Raw genomic sequence first — 26,168 nt, 5'->3', positions numbered from 1 at the left:
GTTTAACTTAATGCATAGCCAACGATCAAAGTTAGTGTTAAAAACACTGATAATAAAAGTGTTAGTAGAACTGTCGCTATGCTTCTAAGCATAGCAACCCAATTATCTATTTTAGAAAATCCTTTCATACCAGCAAAAAAAGTTCCTATTGTTAAAACTAGTAAAAAAAATAAAGGATGGATAGGTAGCGAATTCATAATAAACAATTTCGTTTCAGATGAAGCTATCGAACCAATTTCAAGATATAAGAGGAATAAACCAATGCAAATAAAAGAAAAAATAAAGGACCATAGATTAATGTTATGTTTCATTGCTTTCTCCTATGTAATTAAAATATTTACATTTGATTTTACTGGAAAATTAAAGAAAAAGATAGCGATTATAAATCGAAATAAATTTTTTAACAAAATAATCCTTTTCTAATAAAAGGTTACTAAAATATGAGAAAATGATATAATAATCCAAATTAAACATTTAGTCCTACTGGAAGAACCAGCGGACATCGAACTATAAGAGCATTAGTGATATTGCTCTGTAGTTTGGTGTCCGCTATTTTGTTTTTATTAACAAAATATATAAGGGGTGTTTTTATATATGGCGCAATTAACTTTTTTACCTAAAATTGATCGCAAAGCAACGCAGACTCGTTTAGAAGAGATTCTTGAAAATGTTCGTATTTATAGACAACTTGGGATGATTAGACATGAGATGAAGGTTACAGCATCTAGCGAGGTAAGATATCACGGTCCAACAAATATAGTAGGGAAGCCAGCTGAAGATATAGCTTTAGCAAATGTTGCTATGAGTGAAAGAGAAGTGAAATTACAACGTTTATCTTTTCAAATTGATAAAGCATTAAGTCGTTTTAGTAAAAACCAAAGGGATATTATTGTAAAACGATATTTAGAAGATGAAGAAGTCTTTGATTACATGGTTTATAACGAAATTGGTATGAGTGAGCGTACGTATAGACGAAATAAATCTAATGCTTTTTATAAATTAGCTTTTGCTCTTAGATTAGAAGTTTATGAAACTGAAGAAACTGGAGGGAATGAATAATGAATTTTGTTCAGCCAATACGTGATCCAGAGCAAATACAGCAGTTAAAAGAGTACTTTAGGGAAAAGAGCTTACGTAATTACATTCTCTTCATTATGGGTATTAATACAGGTCTCAGAATCTCAGATATTTTGAAATTGAAAGTAGGGGATGTTAAAGGCAGTCACATATCTATACGGGAAAAGAAAACAGGGAAACAGAAACGAATACAAATTACTGCAGCACTGAAAAGAGAACTTAAATGGTTTATTGTAGAAAGAGAAGACAATGAGTATTTATTGCAAAGCAGACAAGGTAGAAATCGTCCAATCGGTCGTAGCATGGCATATAAGATATTAAGTGGAGCAGCGGCAGAGTTTGGATTAGATGAAATCGGAACGCATACCCTAAGAAAGACGTACGGGTACCATATGTACATGCAAACAAAAAACATAGCATTACTCATGGAGATATTCAATCACTCGTCAGAGAAGGTCACGTTACGTTATATAGGTGTTAACCAAGATGCAATGGATAAAGCAATGACTAGGTTTAAAATCTAATTATTGCTTATTTCTTTTTCATTAAAAGTTAAGCACCCCAAATCCCCTTAAAAAAGTTGTATTCGGAATATTGTAACAAAATAAAAAAAGACCCTACAAGAGAGTCTTTCATCAGCTAATATTAAGCTTTTTGAACATTAGTAGCTTGTAGGCCACGTTGTCCTTGTTCTACTTCAAACGTTACACTTTGTCCTTCGTCTAAAGATTTGTAACCGTCGATTTGGATAGCTGAGAAATGTACGAATACGTCTTCTCCACCTTCACGCTCGATGAATCCAAAACCTTTTTCTGCATTAAACCATTTTACTTTACCTTGTTCCATAATTGTTGCCTCCTAGTGTGGATACCCACACATATGTTACTACCCTTGCTCAAATACCTTAGACGAAAAACAAAATTTATTCTTAATCTCAAGCCAAACAAAAATAGGTCTTTCTTAAATTAACACACTTTCTAAAAAATAGCAAATTTCAAAAATAAGTCCTTATGGTAATTAGCTACTAATAGTTGTTGCTGAAGAAAAAGTCACTATGATAGTCATCACAGCAAGAAATTGCCAAAGGATCTCAACAATATCATTGGTTTGATTTTTTTTAGACATTCAACAACTGATAAAATTAGCTATTTTCGAACTGAATTTTACTTCTGGTAACGATAATTATGTAAATAAGCTGTCCATATGGGCAGCTTATTTTATTTTTTTGCTTAGCGTAGGTTATTTTGCAAAATGCTGGTGGTATCCCTATACAGTTACTCATAATTTTCGTACTGTGTAACTCAAAAGAGAAATTTAAATGAAATCAATGATACCAAGGGTTTCAGCGAAGGGGGCAGTTACACACAATATAAGATATGGGTAAGTGGATATGTAATTGTTTATTAAAATGTAATATTATTAATTATGGATGATACAGAAAGATGGTGTGACTAATGGAAGATTATTATTGGATAGTAAGAGGGCTTGAATGGGTAGGGAGTGCGAGTATATTTACGCTTGGGACACTAAGTATATCAGGTGGTATTGTTTTTATTGTTCAGAAGATATTCTTACATGCATTAAATAAAAAAGAAGCAGACCATAAAAGTGAGCTTAACAAAAGAGAAGCAGAGTTTAAAATACACCTTGATAATCAACTAGAGAAGCATAAATCTGAATTTAAAAAAATTAATGATAAGTATCAGATTCAATTTAGTAAGTTACATGTAGATAGAGCGGAAACTATAAAAAAACTGTATAGCAAATTAGTTGAATTAGAATCTAGCGGTCAAAATTTATTAGGTCCGATAGGTAGAATTCTAGGTACAGTTGATAGAAGAGTCGCTCCAGAAAAAATGAAGGAGTTAGTATCTAAAGTTTTAGAAGACACTAATGATTTGTCAAAATGTTTTAAGATCAATCGAATCTATTTTCCAGAGACAGTTTGTGAGTCGTTTGAAAATATATTAAATAAAATGTATTTGATTGTAGAATATACATCTAGAGATGATACACCAACTACAGAAGAAGCTATGAAAATGCAGAGAGATACGGATAAAGTAGTAGCGGAGCTTATTATAAAATTAATTCCGAAGTTAAAGAGATCTCTTGAAGATGAATTCAGAAAGTTGCTAGGAGTAACTGAAGATGAACAGGTGGAAAAATAAGTGGCAGAGTCATGACCGCTTTTTGGCAGCAAATGTGCCGGTTGTTTTGAAATTAACATGATATATTTGTATTGTGAGAAGTGGCGGAAAACATTGCTCATAAAATTCTTTATAACTGAAAATGGATCGTCATAACCGGTGGCAATGGTTGCAGATTGGATGAAAGGTTGTTCTTGATTCCACATTCGATTGCAATTCAAGTTGTGTAAACGGAGAAGGGGTTTTGCTCTTCTTCCAGTTATTTGAAAATGTACAAGTAGATTAACCTATCACAATTAGGTAGTTGGAAGAAGAATAAAACTTCATTTACCGTATTTCTAGTAATAACATAAGATTTTGACCAAAGAGCAAATGATGCACAGTGGATTTTTTGTCGAAAAATGACGAAAGATAGTTATAGTTTATTGATTTTGCATAGTTGAATTTTGATATAATTATGAAAGGATATTATGAAAAAGGAGACTATACAAAATGAAGGTTTTTTTAAGTTGGTCAGGAAATGAAAGTAAGCAACTGGCAACGATTTTTAAAGAATGGTTACCAAATGTATTGCAATACGTAGACCCATATATGTCAGCTCAAGATATTTCCATGGGGGAAAGGTGGAATAATAATATTACAGATAGTCTAGAAGAGTCTGTATTTGGTTTGATTTTTGTTACACCATCTAATATTAATGCTCCATGGATTAATTTTGAGGCTGGTGCTCTTTCAAAAACGTTTGACTCTAGAGTTGTACCTATTTTATATAATGCTGATGTGATGATATTAAATCAGGGACCACTAAAACAGTTTCAATCGGCGAAAAATTTAGATAAAGAAAATGTACTTAGCTTAATTAAAAGTATTAATCAAGGTAGTGAAAATGGTAAATTAGATGAGGCTAGATTGGAAAAATCATTCGAAATGTGGTGGCCTGATTTAGAAAAATCTTTAGGTGAAATAGAAAAAGAGGATGCAAAAGAGGATACTATAAAAGAAGAGGGACCAAGTGATAGAGAGCTTTTGAATGTTATTTATTCTAAAATGATTGAGCAAGAAAAAGCGATAAATAAAAAACAAAATGTTATCCAACATTCAAATTCTATTGTGATACCTACAAATTTATATAAAGATTTGGAAAGAATTTCAGAGATATTAATAGGTTGCCAAAATACATTACCTGTTGATCCGAAAACAGAGTTAATATATCACGATTTAGAAAATGTAATAATTGATTTGAATGAAATAGTAAAATATTTAAAAGGGAAAAATCGGAAGATTATATAGGTTATATAGAGGGGAAATCAGGTTAAATTAATTCTGATATAAAGATGTAAAAGCATTCCTTATGGAGTGCTTTTTATTTTGGAGGATTTTAAGATGATAGATTTTGAAAAGGAAGTATTTCAAGAAATTAAATTAAAAAAGAAAATTAATCACTTATCGGATGAGAATAAAAAAATGAAGAAATCAATTAAAGTGTTGTTAGTTACTGTGGAAGAATTAAGGCAAGCATTTATTAATCTACAAAACAATCTAAGGAGAAAAGTAAGTGAAGAAGACATTTTGGAAGCTATCGTAAATGCAATTGAAGATGTTAAGGAAATTGATTAGAGGGTGAGGATAATGTGTGAGCATAAGTATCAAGTGTTAGATAGTGAGACTACTTCTTTTTATTCTGATATTAATCGCTATGGTTTAGATGTATCAGCTATTTTCTACTGTGAGAAGTGCCTTGATATTCAACATAGAGAGAAGCGTATTGATACAGGTGTTATTGAGGTTACGGATAGTGAATGAATATAAAACTAAACAACAGAAGCGTAAGTTCTATGACAGTGGTGAGTGGAAGAGTATACGTGAACAAGTGAAGAAGCGTGACAATTATGAATGTAAAGAGTGCAAACGAAACGGTCAAGTTCAAACTGATACCAATGAGTACAGTGAGAGTGCAAAGCGTAAGAAGATACAACTCGTTGTCCATCATATCAAAGAGCTTGAGCATTATCCTGATCTTGCATTAGACATAGACAACCTTGAAACAGTCTGTGTAAATTGCCATAACAAAGAACATGGAAGAATGTATGAAAAGAAACAAAATAAATGGGAACATGATGAGAAATGGTAAAAATAAAATAAAAATAACACCCCCCCTTAAAATATTTCATCAAAAATTGCTCTAAGGGGCACCGGAGGAGGGGGTTAACTGTCAGGTTTTTTTCGATTTTACGCACGTAAGGGGGGTGGGTAGATGGCTGTTAGTATTGTGAGGTTAAAAGAACAGCTTATGAACAGTATTGATATTACAGATTTAGTCGAAGTTGAAAAGGTAGAAAGATATATTGATCTTGTAAAAGCATTTAGAAAAATAAATAAAACTATTAATAAAGAAGGCGAGTCCGTAACGATAAAAAACGGTTCTCAAGTTTTTGTTAAAGCCCACCCTCTTATAAGTGAGAGGAATAAAATTAACAGTTCATTAATTGCTTTGGGAAGAGATATAAAACTTTCTCCTAAAGTTGGTGCTTCTAATTCGGGTTACAGTCCAAGTGATTTAGTATGATTAGGCAAAAATATGTAGATGAATACATTGAACTTTATAGAAGTGGTAAAGTAAAGTTCAACAATGAAAGAGAACTGTTAATTGAATACCTGGAAAAATACGTTTTAAATAGAGACGACTTGTATTTTGATGATGAAATGATCGAGAAGTGTATCCGCTTTGGTGAAAAGTGGTACTTTCCATTACAGTCATTTCAAAAATTCTTAATAGCATTCGTCTTTTTATTTTATAAGAAAAATGGCCGTGTATTTTATCGTAAATTCTTGTGGATGCTTGGCCGTGGCGGCGGTAAAAATGGTTTAATGACAGTTATTCTTCACTTTTTAATAAGCGAATTACATGGCATTCCTGAATATAACATTTCCGTTGTTGCAAACAGTGAAGAGCAAGCAAAAACAAGCCCAGATGAAATTCATAAATGTATTAAGAGAAATGAAGTTTTACAAAGAGCTTTTAAAACAACATTAACACAAACCATTTCGAAATCGACTGGAAGTGTAGTGAAGTTTAGAACATCAAACGGGGATACAAAAGATGGTCTTCGCGATGGGGCTGTAATGTTTGATGAAGTCCATCAATATGAAAGTAATAAAGATGTCCGTGTTCACATCAGTGGTTTGGGAAAAAAGAAAAATCCGCGTGAATTTTACATTGGTACAGATGGATATGTAAGAGATGGATTCTTAGATAAATTAAAAGAAAAGGCTATGAAAGTTTTAAAAGGTGAAGCCCGTCCGAATGCGCTGTTCCCTTTCATCTGTAAATTAAATGATGAAAAAGAAGTTGATGACATCGATAATTGGGAAATGGCAAATCCAATGTTATCTCAGCCGTTAAGTGAGTATGCTGAAGGCTTACTTGAAACAATAAAAGAAGAGTATGAGGATTTAGAGGACGATCCAAGTAACCGAGAAGAATTCATGACAAAGCGAATGAACTTGCCTGTTACAAATTTAGAAAGGTCGGTTGCAAAATGGTCAGAGATCCTTGCTACAAATCGCCCTTTTCCTGATTTATATGCTCAAGAATGCATAGGGGCGTTAGACTTTGCAAGTATTCGGGACTTTGCAGCATGTGGTCTTTTATTTAGACAAAATGGGGAATACATTTTTAAAACTCATTCCTTCGTGCGAAAAGAATTTGTTGATATATATTACGGATATTCTAAAAAAGCTGGTGAATTTAAAAAACAGAAATTTGCTCCTATAAAAGAGTGGGAAGAGCAAGGATTACTAACAGTTGTTGATGAACCGACTATTAATCCTCAACACATTGTTGATTGGTTTGTAGAAATGCGAGAACAATATGGGATTAAAAAAATTATAGCTGATAACTTCCGTATGGAAGCAATAAGACCACTATTAGTAGCAGAAGGGTTTGAAATAGAAGTTATACGAAACCCAAAAGCAATTCATAGTTTGTTAGCTCCACGTATTGAAATGGCGTTTGCAAATAAACAAATTATTTTTGAGGATAATCCACTAATGCGTTGGTATACGCAAAATGTGTTGGTTGTTATCAAAGCTGATGGAAATAAAATATACGAAAAGAAAGAGCCTGTTCGTCGAAAAACAGATGGGTTTCAGTGTTTTGTTCATGCTCTTTATCGGGCGGATGAGATACAAGAAGCTACTGATTTTGTTATAGGCAATATTAAATTCTAATAAAGGGGGTGGTAACCATTGGATGGTTAGGTTCAGTATTTAAAAGAAATAAAGAACTAGAATTCATGTTGGATCTGGACGTAATAACTGATACAGCAAACAGGCTTCATATGAAACGATTGGCAATTGATACATGCGTTTCATTTTTAGGAAGGACGATTAGTCAATCTGAATTTAGAATAAGAAATGGTAAAGCATTTAAGAAGAATGAGCTGTATTATCGATTAAATGTAAGACCAAACAAGAATATGACCGCAAGTACCTTTTGGGAACGGTTTGTTCGAAAACTTATTTATGATAATGAGTGTTTAGTTATACAAGCAGATGATGGTGATTTACTTATTGCAGATGGATTTCAACATAATGAGTACGCTGTGTTTGAAGATACTTTTACTGATGTAAGGGTAAAAGATTATACGTTTAAGAGAAGTTTTAAGCAAAGCGAAGTTATTCATTTGAAGTATCGGAATGATAAATTAACCCCACTTATTGATGGATTATTTGCAGATTATGGGGATTTATTCGGCAGAATATTAAACTCTCAAAAACGTAAAAATCAAGTTCGTGGAACAGTTGATATGGATATGATTGGTGCTAAAACTGAAGAACAAATAGCAAAGTTACAAGAGTTTATAGATAACATGTATAAGTCAATTGGTTCGAAAGATATAGCTATTGTTCCACAGCAAAAAGGTATTAATTATAACGAGATATACAATGGTGTTGCAAATGGCCCAAGTGTGGAAGAAATCAATAAAGTAACAAATGGTTTCTTAAATCAAGTAGCTATGGCAATCGGTATTCCTATAGCTTTGATATATGGAGAAATGGCCGATGTAGAAAAGCAAACGAAAAATTATATGCTTTTCACAGTACGACCATTATTAAAAAAACTATCTGATGAAGCGAATGTTAAATTCTTTGAAATGAGTGAATATCTTTTGGGACAAAAAATTGAGGTTAAAGCTGTTTCCTATCAAAGTATATTTGATCTTGCGACAAGTATTGATAAGCTCATTTCTTCAAGTGCATTTACAGGAAATGAAATTCGTTCAGAAGTAGATTATGAAGAGTCAGATGATCCAAACCTAAATGTCCATCATATTACGAAGAACTATACAAAATTAAATGAATCTGAAGGGGGTGAGAAATGATGGAACATGTGAATATGAGTAAGCTTTTAAATTTAAAACGAGACATTCGTTTTGAAGCTAAAGGTGAAAATGAATACAAATTAACTGTTTATGGATCAATTGGTGGATGGTTTAGTGAAAATAATGCTGAAGCAGTAAGAAGAAAAATTCAAGATGTTAAAGCAGAAAAAATTCACGTTCATATTAATTCGGGTGGGGGTTCCGCATTCGATGGTGTAGCAATTTGTAATCAGTTAAAGCAGCATAGTGCAGAAATTATAGTTCATATTGATGGTTGGGCAGCTAGTGCCGCATCTGTAATTGCAATGGCAGGAGACAGAATTATTATGCCTAGTAATACTATGATGATGATTCACCAAGCAAGTACCTTTGAATATGGAAATGCAGATCTTTTTGAAAAAACAGCACGAGATTTACGAAAGATTGATTCAGCTTTAGCAGGATCTTATAAGAAACGTTTTGTTGGAACAGATGAAGAATTAAAACAACTTTTAAAAGATGAAACCTGGCTAACAGCAGAGGAAGCAGTAGCTCTTGGTTTAGCTGATGAAATTGCTGATGAAATTGAAATTGATGATACGCAAGAGGATGAAGAGGAAGTTGTAGAAAATTTAAAAGAAAGTTTAGTAGCTAAGTATATGAAACAACAAAATAATCAAAATCCAAAAGAGCTTATTCAAGAGCCTGTTAATACAAAACAGAATCTGAGTACGCTCTTTTTAACATTAGGAGGAAAATAAAATATGGTTATCAAGTTTAATAATTTTGAAGAAAAGAAACTAGCATTTGCAAAAGCTACACAGGAAGGTACAGCAGAAGAGCAATCAGTAGCATTGAACTCCATGATTGAAGCACTTGCTACAGATGTAAGAACAGATATTTTAAATCAAGTGAATGAATCAATGGTAGATCGTTCTATTATGCAATCTCGCGGTGCTAATGTATTAACAAGTGAAGAAATGAAGTTCTTTAATGCAGTTGTGGAAGAAGGCGGCTTTAAGTCTACTGAAACTTTACCTAAGACAACCCAAGAACGTATTTTTGATGATTTAGTTGAAGATCATCCTTTCCTACAACATATCGGTCTTGAAAATCTGGGTGCAGTAACAGAATTTATTTACGGAGATCCAGAAGGCGCAGCGGTATGGGGACCATTATTTGATGATATTAAAGGTCAATTAAATGCTACATTCCGTAAAGATAGCATTTCCCAACTTAAATTGACGGCATTTATTCCATTAGCAAATGACATGTTGAAACTTGGGCCTGTATGGGTAGAACGTTATGTTCGTACAATGATTACAGAAGCGATGAAAGTAGGTTTAGAACGTGGATTTGTAGCTGGTACAGGTAAAAATGAACCTATTGGGTTATTAAAAGATCCAAGTGGAAGTGTTGTGAATGGAGTATATCCAGATAAAAAGCCAGTAGGCACTTTAACGTTCGAGCCAGGCCGCAAAACAATCAATGAATTAAAAGGTGTTGTTAAACTACTAGCTAAAAAATTAAATGCTGATGGTTCAGACGCAGGTCGACCAAAAAATATTGCTGGTAAAGTAGTTATGGTAACTAATCCGTTTGATACTTTTGATATTCAAGCAAACGCGACAATTCAAAATGCGGCTGGAGTATATGTAACTAGTTTGCCATTTAATCCAATTCTTACAGAGTCAGTGTTTGTACCTCAAGGAAAAGTATTATTCTTTGTTAAAGGTCAATATGTTGCAGCAATGGGTGGAACAGAGCCAATCAAGAAGTATGAAGAAACATTAGCTTTAGAAGATGCAACTGTTTATATTGCTAAACAATATGCTACAGGTAAACCGAAGGATATATACACTTCACAAGTTTACACATTAAAGCTTGAAGAAGTAACACCACCGACTGAAGGGTGATGCAAATGGAAACAGTAATTTCAGACGAAATAATACAGCAGTTCAAAGATAGGATGCACTTGGGTGATGATGAAGACGATAACCTAAAGCGCATCCTTTTTGCATCCAATGAAGCTTTATTAAAAGTATGTGGATTGTATGACATAAACAAAGATGAGACGTTCAAAGAATTAGTTTTTGAACGTTCTCGTTATGCTTATAATGATGCACTTGAGTATTTTACTAAAAACTTTTTAACCGAAATTAATAGTTTTGGTATTGCAAAAGCATTAGAAGAAATCAAATTGGACGGTGAGTAATATGCGTCCTTTTCAGTATAAAAAACCACTGAATACAGGTGACTTTAGAAATCGAATTAGCATTGAACAACCTGAAATAATAAAAGATGAATTGAATCAAGCAATTGAAACAGGTAATTGGGAAGAAGTTAAAAGTGCATGGGCAATGATAAAAACGGTGAAAGGCTCTGAGTATATTGAAGCTTCAGCTTCACAGTCTACACGAATTTATCGGTTTGTAATTCCTTATAAAACAGGTATTACAGAATTAATGCGAATTAATATGAAGAATCGTATCTTTGACATTATCGAACCGCCAATGAATGATGATGAAATGTATCAAACATTGACTATTATCGCAAAGGAGCATGTTTAATATGAGTAATTTTGCGAGTGATCTTGCTAGAGAATTGCAAAGGTATGCAAATGTTGTGGAAGAAGAATTAACAAATGCACAAGAAGATGTAGCTGATATTGCTGTAAATAAGTTAAGACAAAATAGTCCTAAAAAAACCGGTGGTTATCGTAAAGGTTGGCGTAAGAAAAAAGTAGATAAAGCCGTTGTTATCCATAATACAAAAGGGCAATTAACGCATCTTTTAGAAAATGGCCATGCGAAAGCTAGTGGTGGCCGAGTACCGGAGAAAGTGCATATTCGTCCCGTTGAAGAGTATGTAATTGATGAATTGCCAAAACGTATTGAAAGGGCAATTGAATCATGACATTAACATTAGGAGAGTTTATAAAAATTCTTGAAGCTACAGGCTATCCTGTGGCTTATTCGCATTTCATAGCAACACCAGGTAATCCAGTTCCAGCGCCACCGTATATCTGTTTTCTTGTGGATGGGTCAGCAAATTTAATGGCTGATAACAAGGTATATCACAAGATAAATGATGTAAATATTGAGCTTTATACAACTAAGAAAGATGTAGTTGCGGAAGCCAAGCTAGAACAAGTTCTAGATGATCACGAGATTCCTTATGACTCGTATGGGACTTTTATTGAATCTGAAAATATGTATCAAAAATTTTATGAAACGAGGTTGATATAAATGAATGAAAATAAAGTAGCATTTGGTTTAAAGAATGTCCATTATGCGCTTTTTGATATTAAAGATGGTGTAGTTACATTTAATACACCAATTCCATTACCTGGTGCGGTTGAATTAACGTTTGATCCACGAGGGGATTTAATTGAATTCTACGCTGATGACATGCTTTATTACGCTGCAAGTAATAACCAAGGGTATGATGGAACGCTTTCTATTGCGACTATTCCGGAACAATTTGCAATTGATGCACTAGGAGAGGAATTAGACGAAGAAGATGGTGTGTTAAATGAGTTAGCGGATGCTAAAGGAAAATCATTTGCATTATTATTTGAATTTGATGGCGATGTACGAGCAACTCGACACGTTATGTTTAACTGTTCTGCAAGTCGTCCAACACTTGCATCTAAAACGAAAACAAATTCAGCGGAGCCAAATACAAATGAACTTAAATTTGTATCCAGCCCTATTGATATTAATGGAAAACGTATGGTTAAAACGAAAACTACTACTAAATCAAAAACAGATATTTATAATAATTGGTACAAAAAAGTGTATACAAAAGTACCTGCATTACCAAAAGGAGCGTAAGTAGATGGAAAAGACAATTACAATAGACGGAAAACAGGTCAAATTAAAAGCTAATGCAGCATCAGCCAAGCGATATAAGGCGCAATTTAGACGGGATTTATTTGCCGATATGTTTAAATTAGGAGCTATAGGTACATTCGCTTCGCAAGATGCAACAGAAGGCACCATTGATTTTTCTAACTTAGATTTCGATAAAGTAGATTTTGAAGTTTGTTACGATTTAGTTTGGTTATACGCTAAAACAGCTGATCCTGAAATTCCAGACCCGATGACTTGGTTAGAAGGGTTTGATGAGTTTCCTATTTACGATATAATGCCGGAAATTAATGAGATGGTTCAAAAAACAATGGGAGCAAAAAAAAAGTAAAGAAAATTAATGAAGAGCAAGGGACTTTCGGTGATGAAGAATTAAGCACTGAATTGTTCCTTGCTCTTTGTTATGAAGCAAAGCTCACATATTGGGACTTAGAAGTGATGACGATTGGTGATTGTTTTGATTATATCGCTGAGTATGCTGAAATGAAAAATCCAGGAAAAGAAAAAGTTCGAAAAGCAACTCAAGAAGACTTTAATGCTTTCTAAGAAAAAGGGGTGAGATAATGGCAGGAGGAAAAATTAAAGGAATTACGATTGAAATTGGAGGGAATACGCAACCGTTACAAAATGCCTTAAAAGACGTGAATAAGCAAAGTGATTCTTTGACTAAAGAGTTAAAAGATGTTGAACGTTTATTAAAGTTTAATCCCGGTAACGTTGAGGCACTTGCTCAAAAGCAACAGTTGCTTACACAACAAATTGAAAAAACTACACAAAAGCTCGATAAATTAAAAGAAGCGGAGCAACAGGTTCAAGATCAATTTCAAAATGGGAAAATTTCAGAAGAGCAGTACCGCGCATTTAGGCGTGAAATTGAATTTACACAAGGGTCACTTGATGGTCTGAAAAACAAGCTCGGTAATATGAAAGCCGAACAAGAAAATGTAGCAAGTTCAACACGACAATTAGAAACTTTATTTAGTGCTACAGGAAAAAGTGTTGATGATTTTGCGAATGCATTAGGTAATCGTCTTGTAAATGCAATTAAAAGTGGAGCGGCTACAAGTCGACAGTTAGAACAAGCAATTGGTCTTATTGGTCGTGAAGCATTAGGAACTGAAGCTGATATTGAAAAATTACAACGTGCCCTCCGATCTGTGGATGCCGGAAACTCTATACAACAAGTACAAAATGAGTTAAGAGATTTACAACAAGAAGCTGGCAGAACCGAGAAGAAGTTTGAAGGTTTAAAAGTAGGATTAGAGAATGTTATCGGTGGATTAGCAGCTGGTGGTGGAATTGCAACAGCTGTTGAAAAAGCACTTGATATGTCAAAATTGAAAACTAAAATTGATATATCTTTTGATGTCCCTGAATCCTCGAAAAAATCAGTAGAAGAAGCAATAAGAGGCGTAACAGCTTATGGAGTAGATGCTGAAGAATCACTTGCTGGTGTACGTAGGCAATGGGCTTTAAATAAAGATATTAGTGATGAAGCGAATGCATCTATCGTTAAAGGTGCAGCAACAATCGCGCAATCCTATGAAGGTATAGATTTTACAGAGTTGATTCAAGAAACCTATGAAATAGGAAATGAATTAGGAATAACGCAAGATAGTGCTCTTGGTATGGTTGATACTTTGTTAAAAATGGGATTTCCGCCAGAACAGTTAGACATCATTGCTGAATATGGTAGCCAGCTAACCCGTGCAGGCTTTAAAGCTGAGGAAGTTCAAGCCATTATGGAAGCAGGCGTTGAAACAGGTAGTTGGAATTAGATTATAGTTCCCTTGTATGGTGACGTACAATGAAAAACTCCTTTAATTCAGTGAAACTCTCAAATGAGACAATACTGAGCGAAGCCTTTTAATTAAGGAACGTGCAACGACTAGTCGAAAGACGTAGGGTGTAAGTAAATGACACTCGAAACGGGGAGCAACTCAAGTAGTTGAAGATATAGTCTAATCTATACGGTGACGTATAGCAGTTCATAAGAGAACGGGCGTGACGTTGCGAACCACGTTGAATATAAATGATTGATAATCTCTTAGACGGGCTGAAAGAAGGTAGGGTCCAATTAACTGAATTCGCACAAGGAGCTGATAAGGCTTTAAAAGAAGCGCTTGACGGTTCTGGTATTGCAACTGGACAAATAGAAAAATGGGGAGCATCTGTCGCTAAAGGCGGAAGAGATGGCGCAGCAGCGATGGTAGAAGTAGCTAAAGCTATTGACGGAATAGAAGACCCAGTTAAGAAAAATCAGGTTGGGGTTAAAGTTCTAGCCACTATGTTTGAAGATCAAGGTCAAAATTTAACAAACACTTTAATTGAAGCTTCTAAGAAAACAAAGGATCTTCAACAAAACCAAGACAACTTAAATGAATCTGTTAAAAAATTAGATGCAAATCCAGCTGTAAAGTTCCAAAAAGCGATGGGAGATTTACAAATGGCTCTTGAACCTATACTAGGAGTAATTGCTGATGTTGTTGCTAGTATTGCTGATTGGATTTCTAATAATCCAGAATTAGCAGCGACATTAGCAGCAGTTGCAACGGCTATTGGAGTAATTTCAGGGGCACTTATGGCTATTGCACCAATTGTTGTATCGGTCATGGGGGTATTTGAAATTGGGGCCGCCGCGGCACTAGGTATAGTTGCTATTGTTCCTATTATCATAGCCGCTATAGTTGCTCTTGGAGTGGCTATTTATAAAAACTGGGATGATATTAAAAATTGGACAATAGAAGCATGGGATTCTATTAAAGAGTACTTAGTAGAGCTTTGGGAGGGGATATCCCAATCCTGTAGTGAAGCATGGTCTTCATTTTTAGAAGCAATGCATGAATTTTTTGATCCGATAGGTCAATTTTTTAGTGATTTATGGGAGGGTGTAAAGCAGGCGTGTAGCGATGCATGGAATTCTACTGTTGAATTCTTTTCTGAAGCATGGTCTTCTTTCGTAGAAATGATGCATAGTTTCTTTGATCCGATAGGTGAATTCTTTAGTAGTTTATGGTCTGGCATTGTTGAAACTGCTTCCTCCTGGTGGTCCTCTTTAGTTGAAACAGCATGTGAATTGTGGGGAACATTAACGCAAGCATGGCAAGAAACATGGGATACAATTCTTACTGTTTTAGATCCAATTATTTCGGCAGTTTCTACCGTTTTAGAAGCTGGTTGGTTGTTAATACAGGCAGGTGCACAAATTGCATGGGCGGCAATCTGTCAATATATTATTCAACCGATTCAGGAAGCCTACGACTGGGTAAATACACAAATCGGTGAAATGGTCACTTGGCTTGGTACACAATGGGAAATTGCAAAAGCTATGGCACAAATTGCTTGGGGACTATTTAAGCAATATATTATTCAACCTGTTCTAGACACTTGGAACTTAGTAAAAGAAAAGTTCAGTGATTTAGTTTCTTGGCTAAATTCACAATGGGAGACAGTTAAATCATATACATCAGCAGCATGGGGGTTATTTAAACAATATATTATAAAACCTGTACAAGATACTTGGAATTTAGTAAAAGAAAAGTTTAGTGATTTATCCAATTGGATGTTAGGAATTTGGGCGAAAATAAAAGGCTATACACTTGAAGCGTGGAAGATGGTTTACACATACATCGTTCAACCAGTTATTTCAGCTTATAATTCTGCAAAAGAGAAATTCAATGATATGTACAATATAGCACGGGAAAAATTTGATTCTGTTAAGAATGCAGCTCAAGAAAAATTTGAAGCGGCAAAACATTTCATTATAGATCCAATTAAAGATGCAGTTGACAGTATAGAAAAATTCATTGGAAAGATTAAAGGATTCTTTAGTGACTTGAAGTTGAAAATTCCAAAACCAGAAATGCCACCTCTTCCACACTTCAGCTTACAAACAAGCACGAAAAATGTTTTAGGTAAAGATATTACATTTCCGTCAGGAATTAATATTGATTGGCGTGCAAAAGGCGGTATCTTTACTAAACCAACTATCTTTGGAATGAATGGCGGAAACTTGCAAGGTGCAGGAGAAGCGGGGCGAGAAGCAGTGCTTCCTCTGAATAAAAAGACACTTGGAGATATTGGTGCAGGAATTGTGGCAGCCATGCCACGACAACAATTTGCAACGCCGAGAGAAATAAATCAACTAATGGGTGACATGAGCCGTATGATGGCTAGTTCTGTGAGTCAATTATCAGGATTAAAGAGTGTCATGAGTGGTGTGTATGGAAGTATGTCAAATAGTAGACAAGCTATGGCAAGCAGCGTATCAAATCAAGTGATTAATTACGGATCTAGTTCATCTTCTAGTGGTGAAGTTATTCCAATGCTTGGGGGAGATTTAGTTATTGAAGTGCCTGTTAATTTAGAAGGAAGAGACGTGGCACGCGGTACTTATCGCTATACAACCGAGTATCAAGAAAGAGAAGCAAAAAGAAACTCAGCCTTTTAGGTTTGGGTTTCTTTTATTTTATAAAGAAATGAGGTGTTGGCATGAGTTCTTTTACTTTTAACAACCAACGAAAGGAGTACATTCAAATAGAAAAGGGATGGAGTCCACCAACATGGGCACCTCTAAAACGTAATTTCTTAAAAACACCTGGATATCCAGGTGCAAGATTATTAGGAACGGATACAGACCCTCGTCCACTTCCTGTCCCTGTAGGAATTATCGTTCCAGATGGAACAGATTTAGAAACGTTAAAAGAAGAAATAGCAGCATGGTTAATTACAGAAGAAGCAGTTGAGCTAGTATTTGATGCAACTCCTGATCGAACATATTTAGCTATAATTGATGAAGATTTTAATCTTGATGATTTCGTTACGTTAGGTAAAGGTACTTTGAAGTTTATTTGTCCGATGCCTTATAAATTAGGACCTACCCGAACGGTAGAATTTCAAACAGGTGCACTGGGGTTAATGGCAAACGTTCAAAATAAAGGAACTGTTCATTCTAATCCTATTATTGAGATCAACATTACGAAACCAAACACTTTTTTAGATGTATGGTTTGAAGATAAATATTCAAAGGAATCGGATTATTTCCGTATTGGAGTGCCATTAAAAATGGAACAATTGCCTGTAGAAAGAAATCAACGTCTTATATGGGATGAAATGTCCAAAACTATAGGGTGGAGTAAGGTTAGTTCTATGGAAGACGGTAATCCAGTTGGTGAAATGAAAACAGATAGTTACCAATTCTATTGTTCGGACTATGGCTCGGGTAATGGATGGCATGGCGCAGCTGTTAAGAAGAGTATCCCTGGTGGGCCAGTACAAGATTTTATTATGCAAGCCCACGTTACATGTAAAAGTAAAAAGATCAATGAAATGGGACGAGTTGAGATAGCAATACTCGATGAAAACAGCAAAGTTCTTTCAAAAATTGCCATGAATGACCTCTATTGGCAAGCTGAACAAAATTTTGGAACGATGGTAATTGGATATGATAATAAGCCTGGAAAAACAGGCTTAATTTATGAGAGTGGTGATTATCCGAATACATGGAATCAGTATTATGGTAGGTTGTGGATTGCTAGAACCGGTAATGATTGGGAAGCTTATATTTCAAAATTTCTTCCTGGAACAGAAAAAGATGATTCAGAACGCTTTGCAAGATGGACCGATAAAGACAATAAACATATGGAAAAAGCAGCTCAAATACAGATTAGTATCATGCAGTGGCAAGATGTTCCGCCAGTAGAAGCGATGACAGTTTCGGATTTGAAATTTTGGAAAGTGAATTTAAATAATCAAAATACACCGCCTTATATAGTCGATGTTGGTGACAAAGTCGTAATTGATACAGAAAATAGTCATGTAATGATTGAAGGGAAGGATGCGATTAATATTAAGGACATTTTCAGTAATTTTCCTATCATTAATAAAGGTATGAATACACTAGAAATCATGCCTTCTGATATCGGAACAGCAAAGGTTAAATATAGGGAGCGGTTTAGATGAGAACACCAAGTGGAGTCTTACATATTATTGATTTTAAAACTAGTCAAATCGTTTCAGCTATACAACCAAAAGATTATTGGGATGATAAACGTCATTGGGAAATCAAGAATAATATCGATACTTTAGAGTTTAAAGTATTTGATAACACGAAATATGCAGCAACACTTATGCAACAAAACTTAGTATTAAAAGAAGTAAGGGATGGGCGTATTGTTCCGTATGTAATCACTGAAGTAGAAAAAGACCCTGACGATAGATCCGTAATTACTTATGCATCAGGTGCATGGATTAATCTTGCTAAAGATGACTATATTCGTCCGCAGAAAATTGAAGGTAAGACAGTAAATGAATTTATGGATATTGCTCTTGTAGGTACAAAATGGAAGCGTGGTAAAACGGAGTATGCTGGATTTCATTCTATGACTATTGATGAATTTATAGATCCATTGAGTTTCTTAAAAAAGATTGCTTCCCTATTTGAACTAGAAATTATATACCGTGTTGAAGTGGTTGGTTCTCGAATTGCAGGTTGGTATGTAGACATGGTGAAAAAAAGAGGAAGAGAAACAGGAAAGGAAGTCACGTTAGGTAAAGATTTAGTTGGAATTAAACGTATTGAAAACTCACAAAACATTTGTACAGCTTTAATTGGCTTTATCAAAAAAGAAGGTGGAGAAGTTCTCACTATCTCAGATATAAATAAGGGTATTCCATATATTGTGGATAACGATGCATTTCAACGTTGGAATGAAAAAGGTAAACACAAATTTGGATTTTATACTCCAGAAACAGAAGAAGATATAACACCAGAACGCTTATTGACTCTTATGAAAATAGAGTTAGCAAAACGTGTGAATACCTCTGTCTCTTATGATGTTCAAGCACAAAGTATAGGGCGTGTATTTGGACTGGCTCACGAGTTAATCAATGAAGGAGATACAATCCGAATTAAAGATGTTGGATTCACACCTAAGCTTTATTTAGAAGCAAGGGCAATCGCTGGTGATGAATCACATACTGATCCTTCGCAAGATAAATACGCATTTGGTGATTACCGTGAGATTACAGATTCAAATGAAGAACTACGAAAGATTTACAATCGTATCCTTAGTTCACTAGGTAGTAAGCAAGAACTGATAAATCAGTTAGATAAATTAGTGAAAGATGCAAATGAAACAGCTAATAATGCTAAGAGAGAATCAGAAGTAGCAAAAACACTGGCTGAAAAAGTTCAAGAGAATCTTAAAAATAATATGGTAAATATAATCGAAGCTAAAAATCCACCGACCGATAATCTTATAGTAGGTAAAACATTATGGCGAGATATTAGCAACGGTAAACCTGGTATTTTAAAAGTGTGGAACGGTAAAGGTTGGGAGCCTCTTATTCCTGATGTGGAAACTATCAAGAAAGAAACAATGGAGCAGGTTAATAAGGATATTAAACTTACAAAAGAAGAATTAAATAAAAAAGTGGAAGAAGCGCAAAAAGAAGCTTCGGGACAATTCAAGGAAGTTAAAAATAGTCTCCAAGAAGTTTCGCAAACTATTAAAAATGTACAAAACTCTCAAGGTGAAATTAATAAAACTGTCTCTGAAATGAAACAAACCAACGAAGGTTTTACTAAATCTATTGAGTTATTAACAAAAAAAGATGGTGAAATCACTGGAAAATTAAATACAGTAGAAGAGACTTTTGAAGGTACAAAAAAGACAATCTCTGAGGTGCAGCAAACAACAAATGCTTTAAAGAAAACCACAACTGAAATTACTGAAAAGGCTGGTCAGATTAGTGAGAAGTTGGAGAGTGTAGAAAAGAAAGTTAATAACGATAAAGCTGGAGGACGTAATCTGTTATTAGATTCAAATGCTAAATACGAAAAAATAGATTATCTAATCAATCCATATTCTCTAACCGAAAATTTCTCTACAGGTGAAGAATATACATTTGTAATTAAAGGTAGCGTTCCGAATGGGCAGAAGTTCGGGATTTGGCAAAATGGCGGTTCGAATAATGTTGGATATGCTACAAGTGTTTATGCGAATGGAATAACCTATGTAACTTTTAAAGCTGTAGCAGCAACGAGTGGAAATGAAAGAAAGTTGAGTCTGTATAACTTTCCAAGTAACACTACAAAAGCCATTGTAGAATGGGTTGCTTTATATAAAGGTAATAAGCCACAGGATTGGACACCAGCTCCAGAAAATCAAGTAACGAGTGATGAATTCACTAAGAAAACAACCGAGATTGAAAAAAGTGTGGATGGTATTAAAGAAAGTATAAAAACGGTAGAAAAAACACAAATCTCTTTTAATGAACGTGTTAACACTGTAGAAAAGAATGCAGAAGGAACAACTGCAAGTGTTAAGAAATTACAGGAAACACAAACTGAGCAAGGGAAAACATTAACTCAGGCGGGCACAACGATACAGCAACACTCTGAAGCGTTGAAATTAACAATGAAAAAGAAAGATGTTGAGGATTATGTAGGCGGTTTAGGTACTGTCAACGAGTTGCGTGATGCTGATTTTAAGTTAGGACAGAAATATTGGTTTTGGAATAGCGGTAATGGGGCTATTGGTTCTGTTGATACGAATTTAAAATACAAAGGTATGAATACATTTGCAATTACCGTTACTGGCCAGACTCAAGATCGTTGGTGGGGACTTACAAGCCAATTCATTGAGTGTCAGGTTAACGAAGAATTTGTTGCATCAGGTTATTTCAATACTGATGGGAAAACACCTATTGATAGTGGTGGTGCATTTATTGAAATTGAATGGTGGACTGCTGACAAAAAAACTCGCATTAAAACAGCTAGAACGAATATCAAGGTTGTAAATCATACATGGGTTCGTGCTGTATGTTCAGATAAAGCACCAGCCAATGCATCGTTTGTGAGATGGCGTTATTACGTTACAAGAAATGGGCGTTTATGGTGTGCTGCACCTATGTTACAACGTGGCACTATAGCTACAGAATTTTGGTTACATCCGAAAGATCAAACGGACGTTGATAAAATGCTAGAAGATATAGCTAATAGAGTAGCTACTGAGAAATACAATCAGAAAGTTACAGAGTTAGAAAGAAGTATTGGTGCAAATGAAAAAGGTATTACAATCGTTTCTAGAAAACAAGAAACGTTTATAAATGAGACTTATAATGCCTATGCAAGGAAAACGGAATCTAGGTTAGAAGTTTTAGATGAAGGGATTTTAGCGCAGATTTTAAAGGACGGAATTGTCACTGCCATCAATATGTCCCCTGGGAAAATTACAATCAATGCTGCAAAACTGGATATTAATGCAGATACAATGGTCAAATGGCTAACAGCAAAAGGCATTAATACGAATCTTATTAGAATTAACGGTGACAAGATAACTATTGATAAAGATGGTGTAACTGTTAAAATGCTAGATTTTCTATTCCAAGACGAATGGGGAACAAAAACAACTGCGGTATCAAGACGAAACCTAATAGCAGATCCCGATTTTTCTAGTGTTACAAAGAAAAACATTGGACATAACGATTATTATGGGTTTGAAGGTGGATACGGTCTTACTTGGAGGTCATGGGGAAATGTCGTAATAGAAAAGAATACACATATATTCGATTACGAGCAAATGGTGAATGCTACAAGGGTAGACATGTATAACTATCCAGAAGCAATCGTGAATAATGGCATACATCCCGGAAATGAATACACAGTATCTGCTCACTTTAGAGCATCTATGATAAATGGTGTACGTAAAACAGGGAAACCACGCTTACATGTATGTTGTGTTAAATTCCGAGACAATGTAAGTTACGATATATGGAATGAACAAAAAATGGACTTTCCTGAGCCATCTACATTTTATGGAGAAATCAGAAGATATTCATTTACCTTCAAAGTGCCGAAAAACTATATTCCGCAACAACACGCATTGATTATTAAAGTTTGTTCTGCTAATGCTGACATGAGACAAGGGACAGCGATTTGTGTAAGTGGTGTAACGCTATACAGTGGCAAATATGCATCTATGTATAATTGGGATCGTGCTGCAGCAGAAAGAGCAGATGGCATTCAGCCGTTTAACGCGCTTGCTGTAGGCGGTGTGAATAATAATATAAAACCAGCAGCAGACGGACAAACGTTTGATATAAGTACAGAAAAGGATGTAAAAGTTTTTTCTAATATAAGGGCGATGCAAGGAATTAATTTAGGCGGCGGTGGATTCCAACAATGGGGACATATTCGTTTTGTAGAAGGAAACCGAGGGTTAGGATTCTATGTCTGTAACTCAAATGGATGGCACTTTAATAGTTTGGGATAAGGAAGAAAGGAGTAATAGTATATGAATCAGAATTCAGCTGTTACAACTCCACAACGTGGGGATGTAACACCGTTTATGGGATATTTAGTAGAGTTGGAAAGATCTGAAACTGGAATTTTTGTAAACATCCCTATTAATGTATTAAATAATGCAGGGCTTTCAAATGGCATGAATAAAGTTGAGGTATGGAGGGAACTTGATGGAACTATAAGCTTTAGAATCGCAACAAGATGCGAAATCTGTAAACGTGGAGCACGTCTATATGAACTAGATATGGGATTTGCAAAAAAGCATATTTGTATAGAATGTTATACATCGCTTACGGGGAATTATCCATCACAGCAACCACCAACTAATGAAAATACAACGCAAATAGAGCAGCCATAAGCTGGTCTTTTTTTATTGTCAAAAAAGGAGATGAGAACAGTGGAAGATGCAATTTTCAACTCAGTTATTCAACAAGGTGCATTTGCAGCGTTATTTGTGTGGATGCTATTTACTACGCAAAAAAAGAATGAGCAGCGTGAAGAAAAGTATCAACAAGTAATTGATAGAAACCAACAAGTCATAGAAGAGCAAGCAAAGGCTTTTGGATCTATCTCTAAAGATGTAACAGAAATCAAACAAAAACTATTTGAAGGAGATGTTCAATAATGGGGTATATCGTCGATATTTCAAAATGGAATGGTAATATTAACTGGGATGTAGCAGCACTGCAATTAGACTTAGTAATTGCTAGGGTACAAGATGGTTCTAACGTAGTTGATCATATGTATCAAAGTTATGTTGGTGAAATGAAAAAACGTGGTGTTTCTTTTGGTAACTATGCGTTTTGTCGATTTGTTTCTGAAAATGATGCACGTGTAGAAGCTCGCGACTTTTGGAATCGTGGAGATAAAGATGCATTGTTTTGGGTAGCGGATGTGGAAGTGAAAACAATGGGGAATATGTTAGCTGGAACGTTAGCTTTTATCGATGAATTACGCCAGTTAGGTGCTAAAAAGGTTGGGCTATATGTTGGTCATCATACATATAAAGAGTTCCAAGCGGATAAAGTAAACGCTGATTTCTTATGGATTCCTCGATATGGTGGGAATAGACCAGCTTATCCATGTGATATCTGGCAATACACAGAGACAGGTAATGTACCTGGTATCGGTAAGTGTGATTTGAACCAATTGATTGGCAGTAAACCGTTATCTTGGTTTACAGGAGAGGAACATACAAAACAATCTGTTGCTAATGGTGGCTATCAATATGTTAAATCTGGTGGGTTTGGCATTTCACTGGTTCAGGAAGTCGTAAATGCTATGAATGAGCGTGGAACAAAAGGGAAGGTTATCTCTGATCCATTAACTGGTTTAGCGTACTTACAAACTGAAGTACTGCCTAATGGTGAACTTGATAAGATTACAGCTTGGATGGATGAAAGAAACTGGTGGTACGAGTACATTAAAAAATAAACATTGAAAGCCACCCTGTTGGGCGGCTTCTTTTAATTTATATTTACTAATTCATCATATCTAAACTGAGTATTTAAGCCGAAAGCACCCGTACAATATAAAGAACACGATTTAAAAGGAAAAAATTACTGAATTATGACTTATAACGTCTATATTTCTATAAAATAAAAAAAGGCCAGCTTATATAGGCTGGCTCTTTTTTTATGGATGATATACTCCGTGAGAGTAATGATAAACTGTTTTTTCATTTGCTTTTGAAATCGGATTAGTTTTGTTAGGACCATTGTAATAACCAAGATTCACAATATCGTAGTAGTGTGTTGATCTTGAAGCCCAGAAAGAATAATTCCCCTTACCACTAGGCATTTCCACTGAACCTTCAAATGCGCCATTTGCTCCTACAGTACATAAAATATCTTTTTTAGCAAAATTTAGTGCGCCATCGAAGTAAATGTAAAAAGTTGTACCAGCAGGTACTGCTTGTCCATTTGCGTCATATGCATATCCTTTGAATGTTGTGTTTTTATATGCATAAACTCGATACTTTTTACCTTGCCCATAGTCGATATACTCATTGTTTCCGATGTTAGTAATTTGCACTTTGTCGACAAGTGGTGTGTTTTCAGCTGCACTTGCATTATTGCTTGGTAAAATAAAGCCAAATACTACTAATCCAATTAGCATAAGTGAAGTTAAAATTTTCTTCATAATCACATCTCCTATAATATTTTTTACACCCTAAATTTTACAGGGGTTAAATGTAAATTACAACATTTATATATATTATAACAATATGCAATGTTGCATATTTTTAATGGTGCCAAATATAAATTACACAATAGCAAAGGGATACTATGTAACGGCAAATGAAGTCTATGCATATACTAAATATTTCATAGAAAAGAATAGTTTTATGAACTAAAATTATTATCTGGTTCTATATGTAGATAATTATATATTGATTTTCATCTTTATAAATGTTAGGGTAAATATACACCGTTTCTTATTTATCTATGAGTACTGTCTGTAGAACGAATAGAATAATTTGAAAAAGATCCCCTGATGCACTCATATGCAGAAGGGGATCTTAATTTTTATGAGATTTAAAATTTACTTTTAGATAATGCTTTAAGTACTGGCTTTACAATTAAACCTATTAAACGAAAGCCTTTAAATATAGAGCGTACAACTTTCATGAAGATGCTCCCCTTAGATTAAAGGACATAACTTATTCCTTTATTTCTTTTATTGCGTTTAGTGAATCTTTAAAGTATGCCAAACCATCCATTACAGATTGTTCATACCCTTTAACCTTTTCTTTATCCCTTTCGTCTAAGCCTGAAAACATGCCGGCTACTGCCTTTTGATATACTGTTAAGGAATCTATCAGTCCGATTTGTAAATCTGTGTACTCCTTAGGTGGGTGAAGAGATTTTATCTTGTCAGCTTGTACTTGTACTTTATCATACTGCGCTTTTAATTCGTCTTTATTTGTCAATAGTGTTTTATCTTTTTCAATTATTGGTTTCGTGGCGCGTAATTCGGATTCAAAGTTATTAGCAAGTTTATACACTGTCTCTTGATACTCTTTTATAGTACTGAATCTCGTATTGTCTTCTATCTTGTCTTCCTTTTTAATTACATCTTTCTCTTTACTTACTTCTTTTTTACTAGCTGCTTCATCTTGTATTTTCTTCTCTAACTCGTCTTTCTCTTTACTTATTTTTTCTTTACTAGCTTTTTCATCTTGTATCTTCTTTTCTAACTCGTCCTTTTCTTTATGTAGTTTATCTACTTCTTCATTTAACGATTTTATAACATCCTTATCAGATCTTGTTTCAGTTTTCTTTTCTGACTCTGCTACTTGTAAGTTATCAGTTTTCTTTTCTTTTTCTATGTCATTATTTGAACAACCTATCGCTGATAACATAATTGGAAGTGCTAAACATATTAGTTTCTTGTTTTTCAT

At 34.7% G+C, this 26,168-nt stretch carries 27 protein-coding genes and 2 pseudogenes; 25 read left to right on the top strand and 4 right to left on the bottom strand.

Annotated features, from left to right (window positions below; all coding sequences use genetic code 11):
- Positions 1 to 2: 2 nt before the first annotated feature.
- Positions 3 to 311: a hypothetical protein gene (locus tag BCG9842_RS31690; RefSeq protein ID WP_015945881.1), complete on the bottom strand. Its 309-nt coding sequence runs from the start codon at positions 309 to 311 to the stop codon at positions 3 to 5.
- A 283-nt stretch (positions 312 to 594) separates the two neighbouring features.
- Here BCG9842_RS31690 and BCG9842_RS18795 point away from each other — a divergent pair, with 283 nt between their 5' ends.
- Together BCG9842_RS18795 and BCG9842_RS18790 are read left to right on the top strand one after the other, a co-directional pair.
- Complete coding sequence (locus BCG9842_RS18795) at positions 595 to 1,059, top strand: ArpU family phage packaging/lysis transcriptional regulator (protein ID WP_000068015.1); 465 nt, start codon at positions 595 to 597, stop codon at positions 1,057 to 1,059.
- Positions 1,059 to 1,601, top strand: a complete 543-nt coding sequence (locus tag BCG9842_RS18790) for a site-specific integrase (RefSeq protein WP_001012173.1) — start codon at positions 1,059 to 1,061, stop codon at positions 1,599 to 1,601. The genes BCG9842_RS18795 and BCG9842_RS18790 overlap by 1 nt, the downstream gene beginning before the upstream one ends.
- 121 nt (positions 1,602 to 1,722) lie before the next feature.
- Here the strand turns inward: BCG9842_RS18790 and BCG9842_RS18785 are convergent, their stop codons facing one another.
- A complete protein-coding gene (locus BCG9842_RS18785) occupies positions 1,723 to 1,923 on the bottom strand; it encodes a cold-shock protein (protein WP_000434821.1) in 201 nt (66 codons plus the stop codon).
- A gap of 608 nt (positions 1,924 to 2,531) precedes the next feature.
- Here BCG9842_RS18785 and BCG9842_RS18780 point away from each other — a divergent pair.
- The 23 genes and pseudogenes from BCG9842_RS18780 (at position 2,532) to BCG9842_RS18675 (ending at position 24,199) form a co-directional block, all read left to right on the top strand.
- Positions 2,532 to 3,245 (top strand): hypothetical protein, encoded by a 714-nt coding sequence (locus tag BCG9842_RS18780; RefSeq protein ID WP_000390547.1) that lies wholly within the window; start codon positions 2,532 to 2,534, stop codon positions 3,243 to 3,245.
- Positions 3,246 to 3,716: 471 nt separating this feature from the next.
- Positions 3,717 to 4,514, top strand: a complete 798-nt coding sequence (locus BCG9842_RS18775; protein ID WP_000862444.1) for a toll/interleukin-1 receptor domain-containing protein — start codon at positions 3,717 to 3,719, stop codon at positions 4,512 to 4,514.
- A 93-nt stretch (positions 4,515 to 4,607) separates the two neighbouring features.
- Positions 4,608 to 4,841, top strand: coding sequence for a hypothetical protein (locus BCG9842_RS18770; protein WP_000564708.1), 234 nt, complete (start codon positions 4,608 to 4,610; stop codon positions 4,839 to 4,841).
- Between the two features lie 12 nt (positions 4,842 to 4,853).
- Positions 4,854 to 5,027 (top strand): hypothetical protein, encoded by a 174-nt coding sequence (locus tag BCG9842_RS31395; RefSeq protein ID WP_000333207.1) that lies wholly within the window; start codon positions 4,854 to 4,856, stop codon positions 5,025 to 5,027.
- Positions 5,020 to 5,355 (top strand): HNH endonuclease, encoded by a 336-nt coding sequence (locus tag BCG9842_RS18765; RefSeq protein WP_001008148.1) that lies wholly within the window; start codon positions 5,020 to 5,022, stop codon positions 5,353 to 5,355. Before BCG9842_RS31395 ends, BCG9842_RS18765 begins: the two co-directional genes overlap by 8 nt.
- Before the next feature lie 123 nt (positions 5,356 to 5,478).
- Positions 5,479 to 5,790, top strand: a complete 312-nt coding sequence (locus tag BCG9842_RS18760; protein ID WP_000301142.1) for a P27 family phage terminase small subunit — start codon at positions 5,479 to 5,481, stop codon at positions 5,788 to 5,790.
- Positions 5,787 to 7,454 (top strand): terminase TerL endonuclease subunit, encoded by a 1,668-nt coding sequence (locus tag BCG9842_RS18755; RefSeq protein ID WP_000621034.1) that lies wholly within the window; start codon positions 5,787 to 5,789, stop codon positions 7,452 to 7,454. The genes BCG9842_RS18760 and BCG9842_RS18755 overlap by 4 nt, the downstream gene beginning before the upstream one ends.
- Positions 7,455 to 7,462: 8 nt before the next feature.
- Positions 7,463 to 8,608 (top strand): phage portal protein, encoded by a 1,146-nt coding sequence (locus BCG9842_RS18750; protein ID WP_000256286.1) that lies wholly within the window; start codon positions 7,463 to 7,465, stop codon positions 8,606 to 8,608.
- Positions 8,608 to 9,348, top strand: coding sequence for a head maturation protease, ClpP-related (locus BCG9842_RS18745; RefSeq protein ID WP_041488173.1), 741 nt, complete (start codon positions 8,608 to 8,610; stop codon positions 9,346 to 9,348). The genes BCG9842_RS18750 and BCG9842_RS18745 overlap by 1 nt, the downstream gene beginning before the upstream one ends.
- A 3-nt stretch (positions 9,349 to 9,351) precedes the next feature.
- Positions 9,352 to 10,503: a phage major capsid protein gene (locus tag BCG9842_RS18740; RefSeq protein WP_000234874.1), complete on the top strand. Its 1,152-nt coding sequence runs from the start codon at positions 9,352 to 9,354 to the stop codon at positions 10,501 to 10,503.
- A gap of 5 nt (positions 10,504 to 10,508) precedes the next feature.
- Positions 10,509 to 10,802, top strand: a complete 294-nt coding sequence (locus BCG9842_RS18735; RefSeq protein ID WP_000450783.1) for a hypothetical protein — start codon at positions 10,509 to 10,511, stop codon at positions 10,800 to 10,802.
- 1 nt (position 10,803) lies between these two features.
- Entirely contained in the window at positions 10,804 to 11,157 is a 354-nt protein-coding gene (locus BCG9842_RS18730) for a phage head closure protein (RefSeq protein WP_001247295.1), read from the top strand.
- 1 nt (position 11,158) lies between these two features.
- Positions 11,159 to 11,503 (top strand): HK97 gp10 family phage protein, encoded by a 345-nt coding sequence (locus tag BCG9842_RS18725; protein ID WP_000064421.1) that lies wholly within the window; start codon positions 11,159 to 11,161, stop codon positions 11,501 to 11,503.
- The gene (locus BCG9842_RS18720; protein WP_000176452.1) at positions 11,500 to 11,835 is read left to right on the top strand and encodes a hypothetical protein; all 336 of its coding nucleotides are present in this window, start codon (positions 11,500 to 11,502) and stop codon (positions 11,833 to 11,835) included. Before BCG9842_RS18725 ends, BCG9842_RS18720 begins: the two co-directional genes overlap by 4 nt.
- Positions 11,836 to 12,423 carry a major tail protein gene (locus BCG9842_RS18715; RefSeq protein WP_001004907.1) on the top strand — a complete coding sequence of 196 codons (588 nt, stop codon included), beginning with the start codon at positions 11,836 to 11,838 and terminating at the stop codon, positions 12,421 to 12,423. It abuts the gene before it with no gap.
- Positions 12,424 to 12,427: 4 nt separating this feature from the next.
- Positions 12,428 to 12,790 (top strand): hypothetical protein, encoded by a 363-nt coding sequence (locus tag BCG9842_RS18710; protein ID WP_000415912.1) that lies wholly within the window; start codon positions 12,428 to 12,430, stop codon positions 12,788 to 12,790.
- 232 nt (positions 12,791 to 13,022) lie between these two features.
- Positions 13,023 to 14,234 (top strand): annotated as a pseudogene (locus BCG9842_RS18705) (replication protein); the annotation flags it as partial.
- A 260-nt stretch (positions 14,235 to 14,494) separates the two neighbouring features.
- Positions 14,495 to 16,909, top strand: a pseudogene (locus tag BCG9842_RS18700) (phage tail tape measure protein); the annotation flags it as partial.
- A 41-nt stretch (positions 16,910 to 16,950) separates the two neighbouring features.
- The gene (locus BCG9842_RS18695) at positions 16,951 to 18,420 is read left to right on the top strand and encodes a distal tail protein Dit (protein WP_000094136.1); all 1,470 of its coding nucleotides are present in this window, start codon (positions 16,951 to 16,953) and stop codon (positions 18,418 to 18,420) included.
- A complete protein-coding gene (locus BCG9842_RS18690; RefSeq protein WP_001260220.1) occupies positions 18,417 to 22,736 on the top strand; it encodes a phage tail spike protein in 4,320 nt (1,439 codons plus the stop codon). Before BCG9842_RS18695 ends, BCG9842_RS18690 begins: the two co-directional genes overlap by 4 nt.
- 21 nt (positions 22,737 to 22,757) lie before the next feature.
- The gene (locus tag BCG9842_RS18685; RefSeq protein ID WP_001075307.1) at positions 22,758 to 23,123 is read left to right on the top strand and encodes a hypothetical protein; all 366 of its coding nucleotides are present in this window, start codon (positions 22,758 to 22,760) and stop codon (positions 23,121 to 23,123) included.
- Positions 23,124 to 23,153: 30 nt separating this feature from the next.
- Positions 23,154 to 23,390 carry a BhlA/UviB family holin-like peptide gene (locus BCG9842_RS18680; protein WP_001261076.1) on the top strand — a complete coding sequence of 79 codons (237 nt, stop codon included), beginning with the start codon at positions 23,154 to 23,156 and terminating at the stop codon, positions 23,388 to 23,390.
- On the top strand, positions 23,390 to 24,199 hold the full coding sequence (locus BCG9842_RS18675; protein ID WP_000540631.1) for a GH25 family lysozyme: 810 nt from the start codon (positions 23,390 to 23,392) through the stop codon (positions 24,197 to 24,199). Before BCG9842_RS18680 ends, BCG9842_RS18675 begins: the two co-directional genes overlap by 1 nt.
- 201 nt (positions 24,200 to 24,400) lie before the next feature.
- Here BCG9842_RS18675 and BCG9842_RS18670 read toward each other — a convergent pair whose 3' ends face one another.
- Both BCG9842_RS18670 and BCG9842_RS18665 read right to left on the bottom strand, forming a co-directional pair.
- Positions 24,401 to 24,907 carry a hypothetical protein gene (locus BCG9842_RS18670; protein ID WP_000722940.1) on the bottom strand — a complete coding sequence of 169 codons (507 nt, stop codon included), beginning with the start codon at positions 24,905 to 24,907 and terminating at the stop codon, positions 24,401 to 24,403.
- Between the two features lie 520 nt (positions 24,908 to 25,427).
- A complete protein-coding gene (locus BCG9842_RS18665; protein ID WP_000791286.1) occupies positions 25,428 to 26,168 on the bottom strand; it encodes a DUF7018 domain-containing (lipo)protein in 741 nt (246 codons plus the stop codon).

The organism is Bacillus cereus G9842 (assembly GCF_000021305.1).
Lineage (GTDB): Bacteria > Bacillota > Bacilli > Bacillales > Bacillaceae_G > Bacillus_A > Bacillus_A thuringiensis_S.
This window is presented reverse-complemented; position numbering and strand designations above follow the sequence as displayed.

What these genes read in the sequence shown, in the direction of transcription:
- BCG9842_RS18760 (WP_000301142.1), top strand. Translation starts at nt 5,479, where the DNA reads ATGGCTGTTAGTATTGTGAGGTTAAAAGAACAGCTTATGAACAGTATT.
- BCG9842_RS18745 (WP_041488173.1), top strand. Translation starts at nt 8,608, where the DNA reads ATGGAACATGTGAATATGAGTAAGCTTTTAAATTTAAAACGAGACATT.
- BCG9842_RS18680 (WP_001261076.1), top strand. Translation starts at nt 23,154, where the DNA reads ATGAGAACAGTGGAAGATGCAATTTTCAACTCAGTTATTCAACAAGGT.
- BCG9842_RS18730 (WP_001247295.1), top strand. Translation starts at nt 10,804, where the DNA reads ATGCGTCCTTTTCAGTATAAAAAACCACTGAATACAGGTGACTTTAGA.
- BCG9842_RS18775 (WP_000862444.1), top strand. Translation starts at nt 3,717, where the DNA reads ATGAAGGTTTTTTTAAGTTGGTCAGGAAATGAAAGTAAGCAACTGGCA.
- BCG9842_RS18690 (WP_001260220.1), top strand. Translation starts at nt 18,417, where the DNA reads ATGAGAACACCAAGTGGAGTCTTACATATTATTGATTTTAAAACTAGT.
- BCG9842_RS18795 (WP_000068015.1), top strand. Translation starts at nt 595, where the DNA reads ATGGCGCAATTAACTTTTTTACCTAAAATTGATCGCAAAGCAACGCAG.
- BCG9842_RS18720 (WP_000176452.1), top strand. Translation starts at nt 11,500, where the DNA reads ATGACATTAACATTAGGAGAGTTTATAAAAATTCTTGAAGCTACAGGC.
- BCG9842_RS18740 (WP_000234874.1), top strand. Translation starts at nt 9,352, where the DNA reads ATGGTTATCAAGTTTAATAATTTTGAAGAAAAGAAACTAGCATTTGCA.
- BCG9842_RS18770 (WP_000564708.1), top strand. Translation starts at nt 4,608, where the DNA reads ATGATAGATTTTGAAAAGGAAGTATTTCAAGAAATTAAATTAAAAAAG.
- BCG9842_RS18695 (WP_000094136.1), top strand. Translation starts at nt 16,951, where the DNA reads ATGAGTTCTTTTACTTTTAACAACCAACGAAAGGAGTACATTCAAATA.
- BCG9842_RS31395 (WP_000333207.1), top strand. Translation starts at nt 4,854, where the DNA reads ATGTGTGAGCATAAGTATCAAGTGTTAGATAGTGAGACTACTTCTTTT.
- BCG9842_RS18710 (WP_000415912.1), top strand. Translation starts at nt 12,428, where the DNA reads ATGGAAAAGACAATTACAATAGACGGAAAACAGGTCAAATTAAAAGCT.
- BCG9842_RS18685 (WP_001075307.1), top strand. Translation starts at nt 22,758, where the DNA reads ATGAATCAGAATTCAGCTGTTACAACTCCACAACGTGGGGATGTAACA.
- BCG9842_RS18785 (WP_000434821.1), bottom strand. Translation starts at nt 1,923, where the DNA reads ATGGAACAAGGTAAAGTAAAATGGTTTAATGCAGAAAAAGGTTTTGGA.
- BCG9842_RS18665 (WP_000791286.1), bottom strand. Translation starts at nt 26,168, where the DNA reads ATGAAAAACAAGAAACTAATATGTTTAGCACTTCCAATTATGTTATCA.
- BCG9842_RS18715 (WP_001004907.1), top strand. Translation starts at nt 11,836, where the DNA reads ATGAATGAAAATAAAGTAGCATTTGGTTTAAAGAATGTCCATTATGCG.
- BCG9842_RS18725 (WP_000064421.1), top strand. Translation starts at nt 11,159, where the DNA reads ATGAGTAATTTTGCGAGTGATCTTGCTAGAGAATTGCAAAGGTATGCA.
- BCG9842_RS18780 (WP_000390547.1), top strand. Translation starts at nt 2,532, where the DNA reads ATGGAAGATTATTATTGGATAGTAAGAGGGCTTGAATGGGTAGGGAGT.
- BCG9842_RS18675 (WP_000540631.1), top strand. Translation starts at nt 23,390, where the DNA reads ATGGGGTATATCGTCGATATTTCAAAATGGAATGGTAATATTAACTGG.
- BCG9842_RS18735 (WP_000450783.1), top strand. Translation starts at nt 10,509, where the DNA reads ATGGAAACAGTAATTTCAGACGAAATAATACAGCAGTTCAAAGATAGG.
- BCG9842_RS18670 (WP_000722940.1), bottom strand. Translation starts at nt 24,907, where the DNA reads ATGAAGAAAATTTTAACTTCACTTATGCTAATTGGATTAGTAGTATTT.
- BCG9842_RS18790 (WP_001012173.1), top strand. Translation starts at nt 1,059, where the DNA reads ATGAATTTTGTTCAGCCAATACGTGATCCAGAGCAAATACAGCAGTTA.
- BCG9842_RS31690 (WP_015945881.1), bottom strand. Translation starts at nt 311, where the DNA reads ATGAAACATAACATTAATCTATGGTCCTTTATTTTTTCTTTTATTTGC.
- BCG9842_RS18755 (WP_000621034.1), top strand. Translation starts at nt 5,787, where the DNA reads ATGATTAGGCAAAAATATGTAGATGAATACATTGAACTTTATAGAAGT.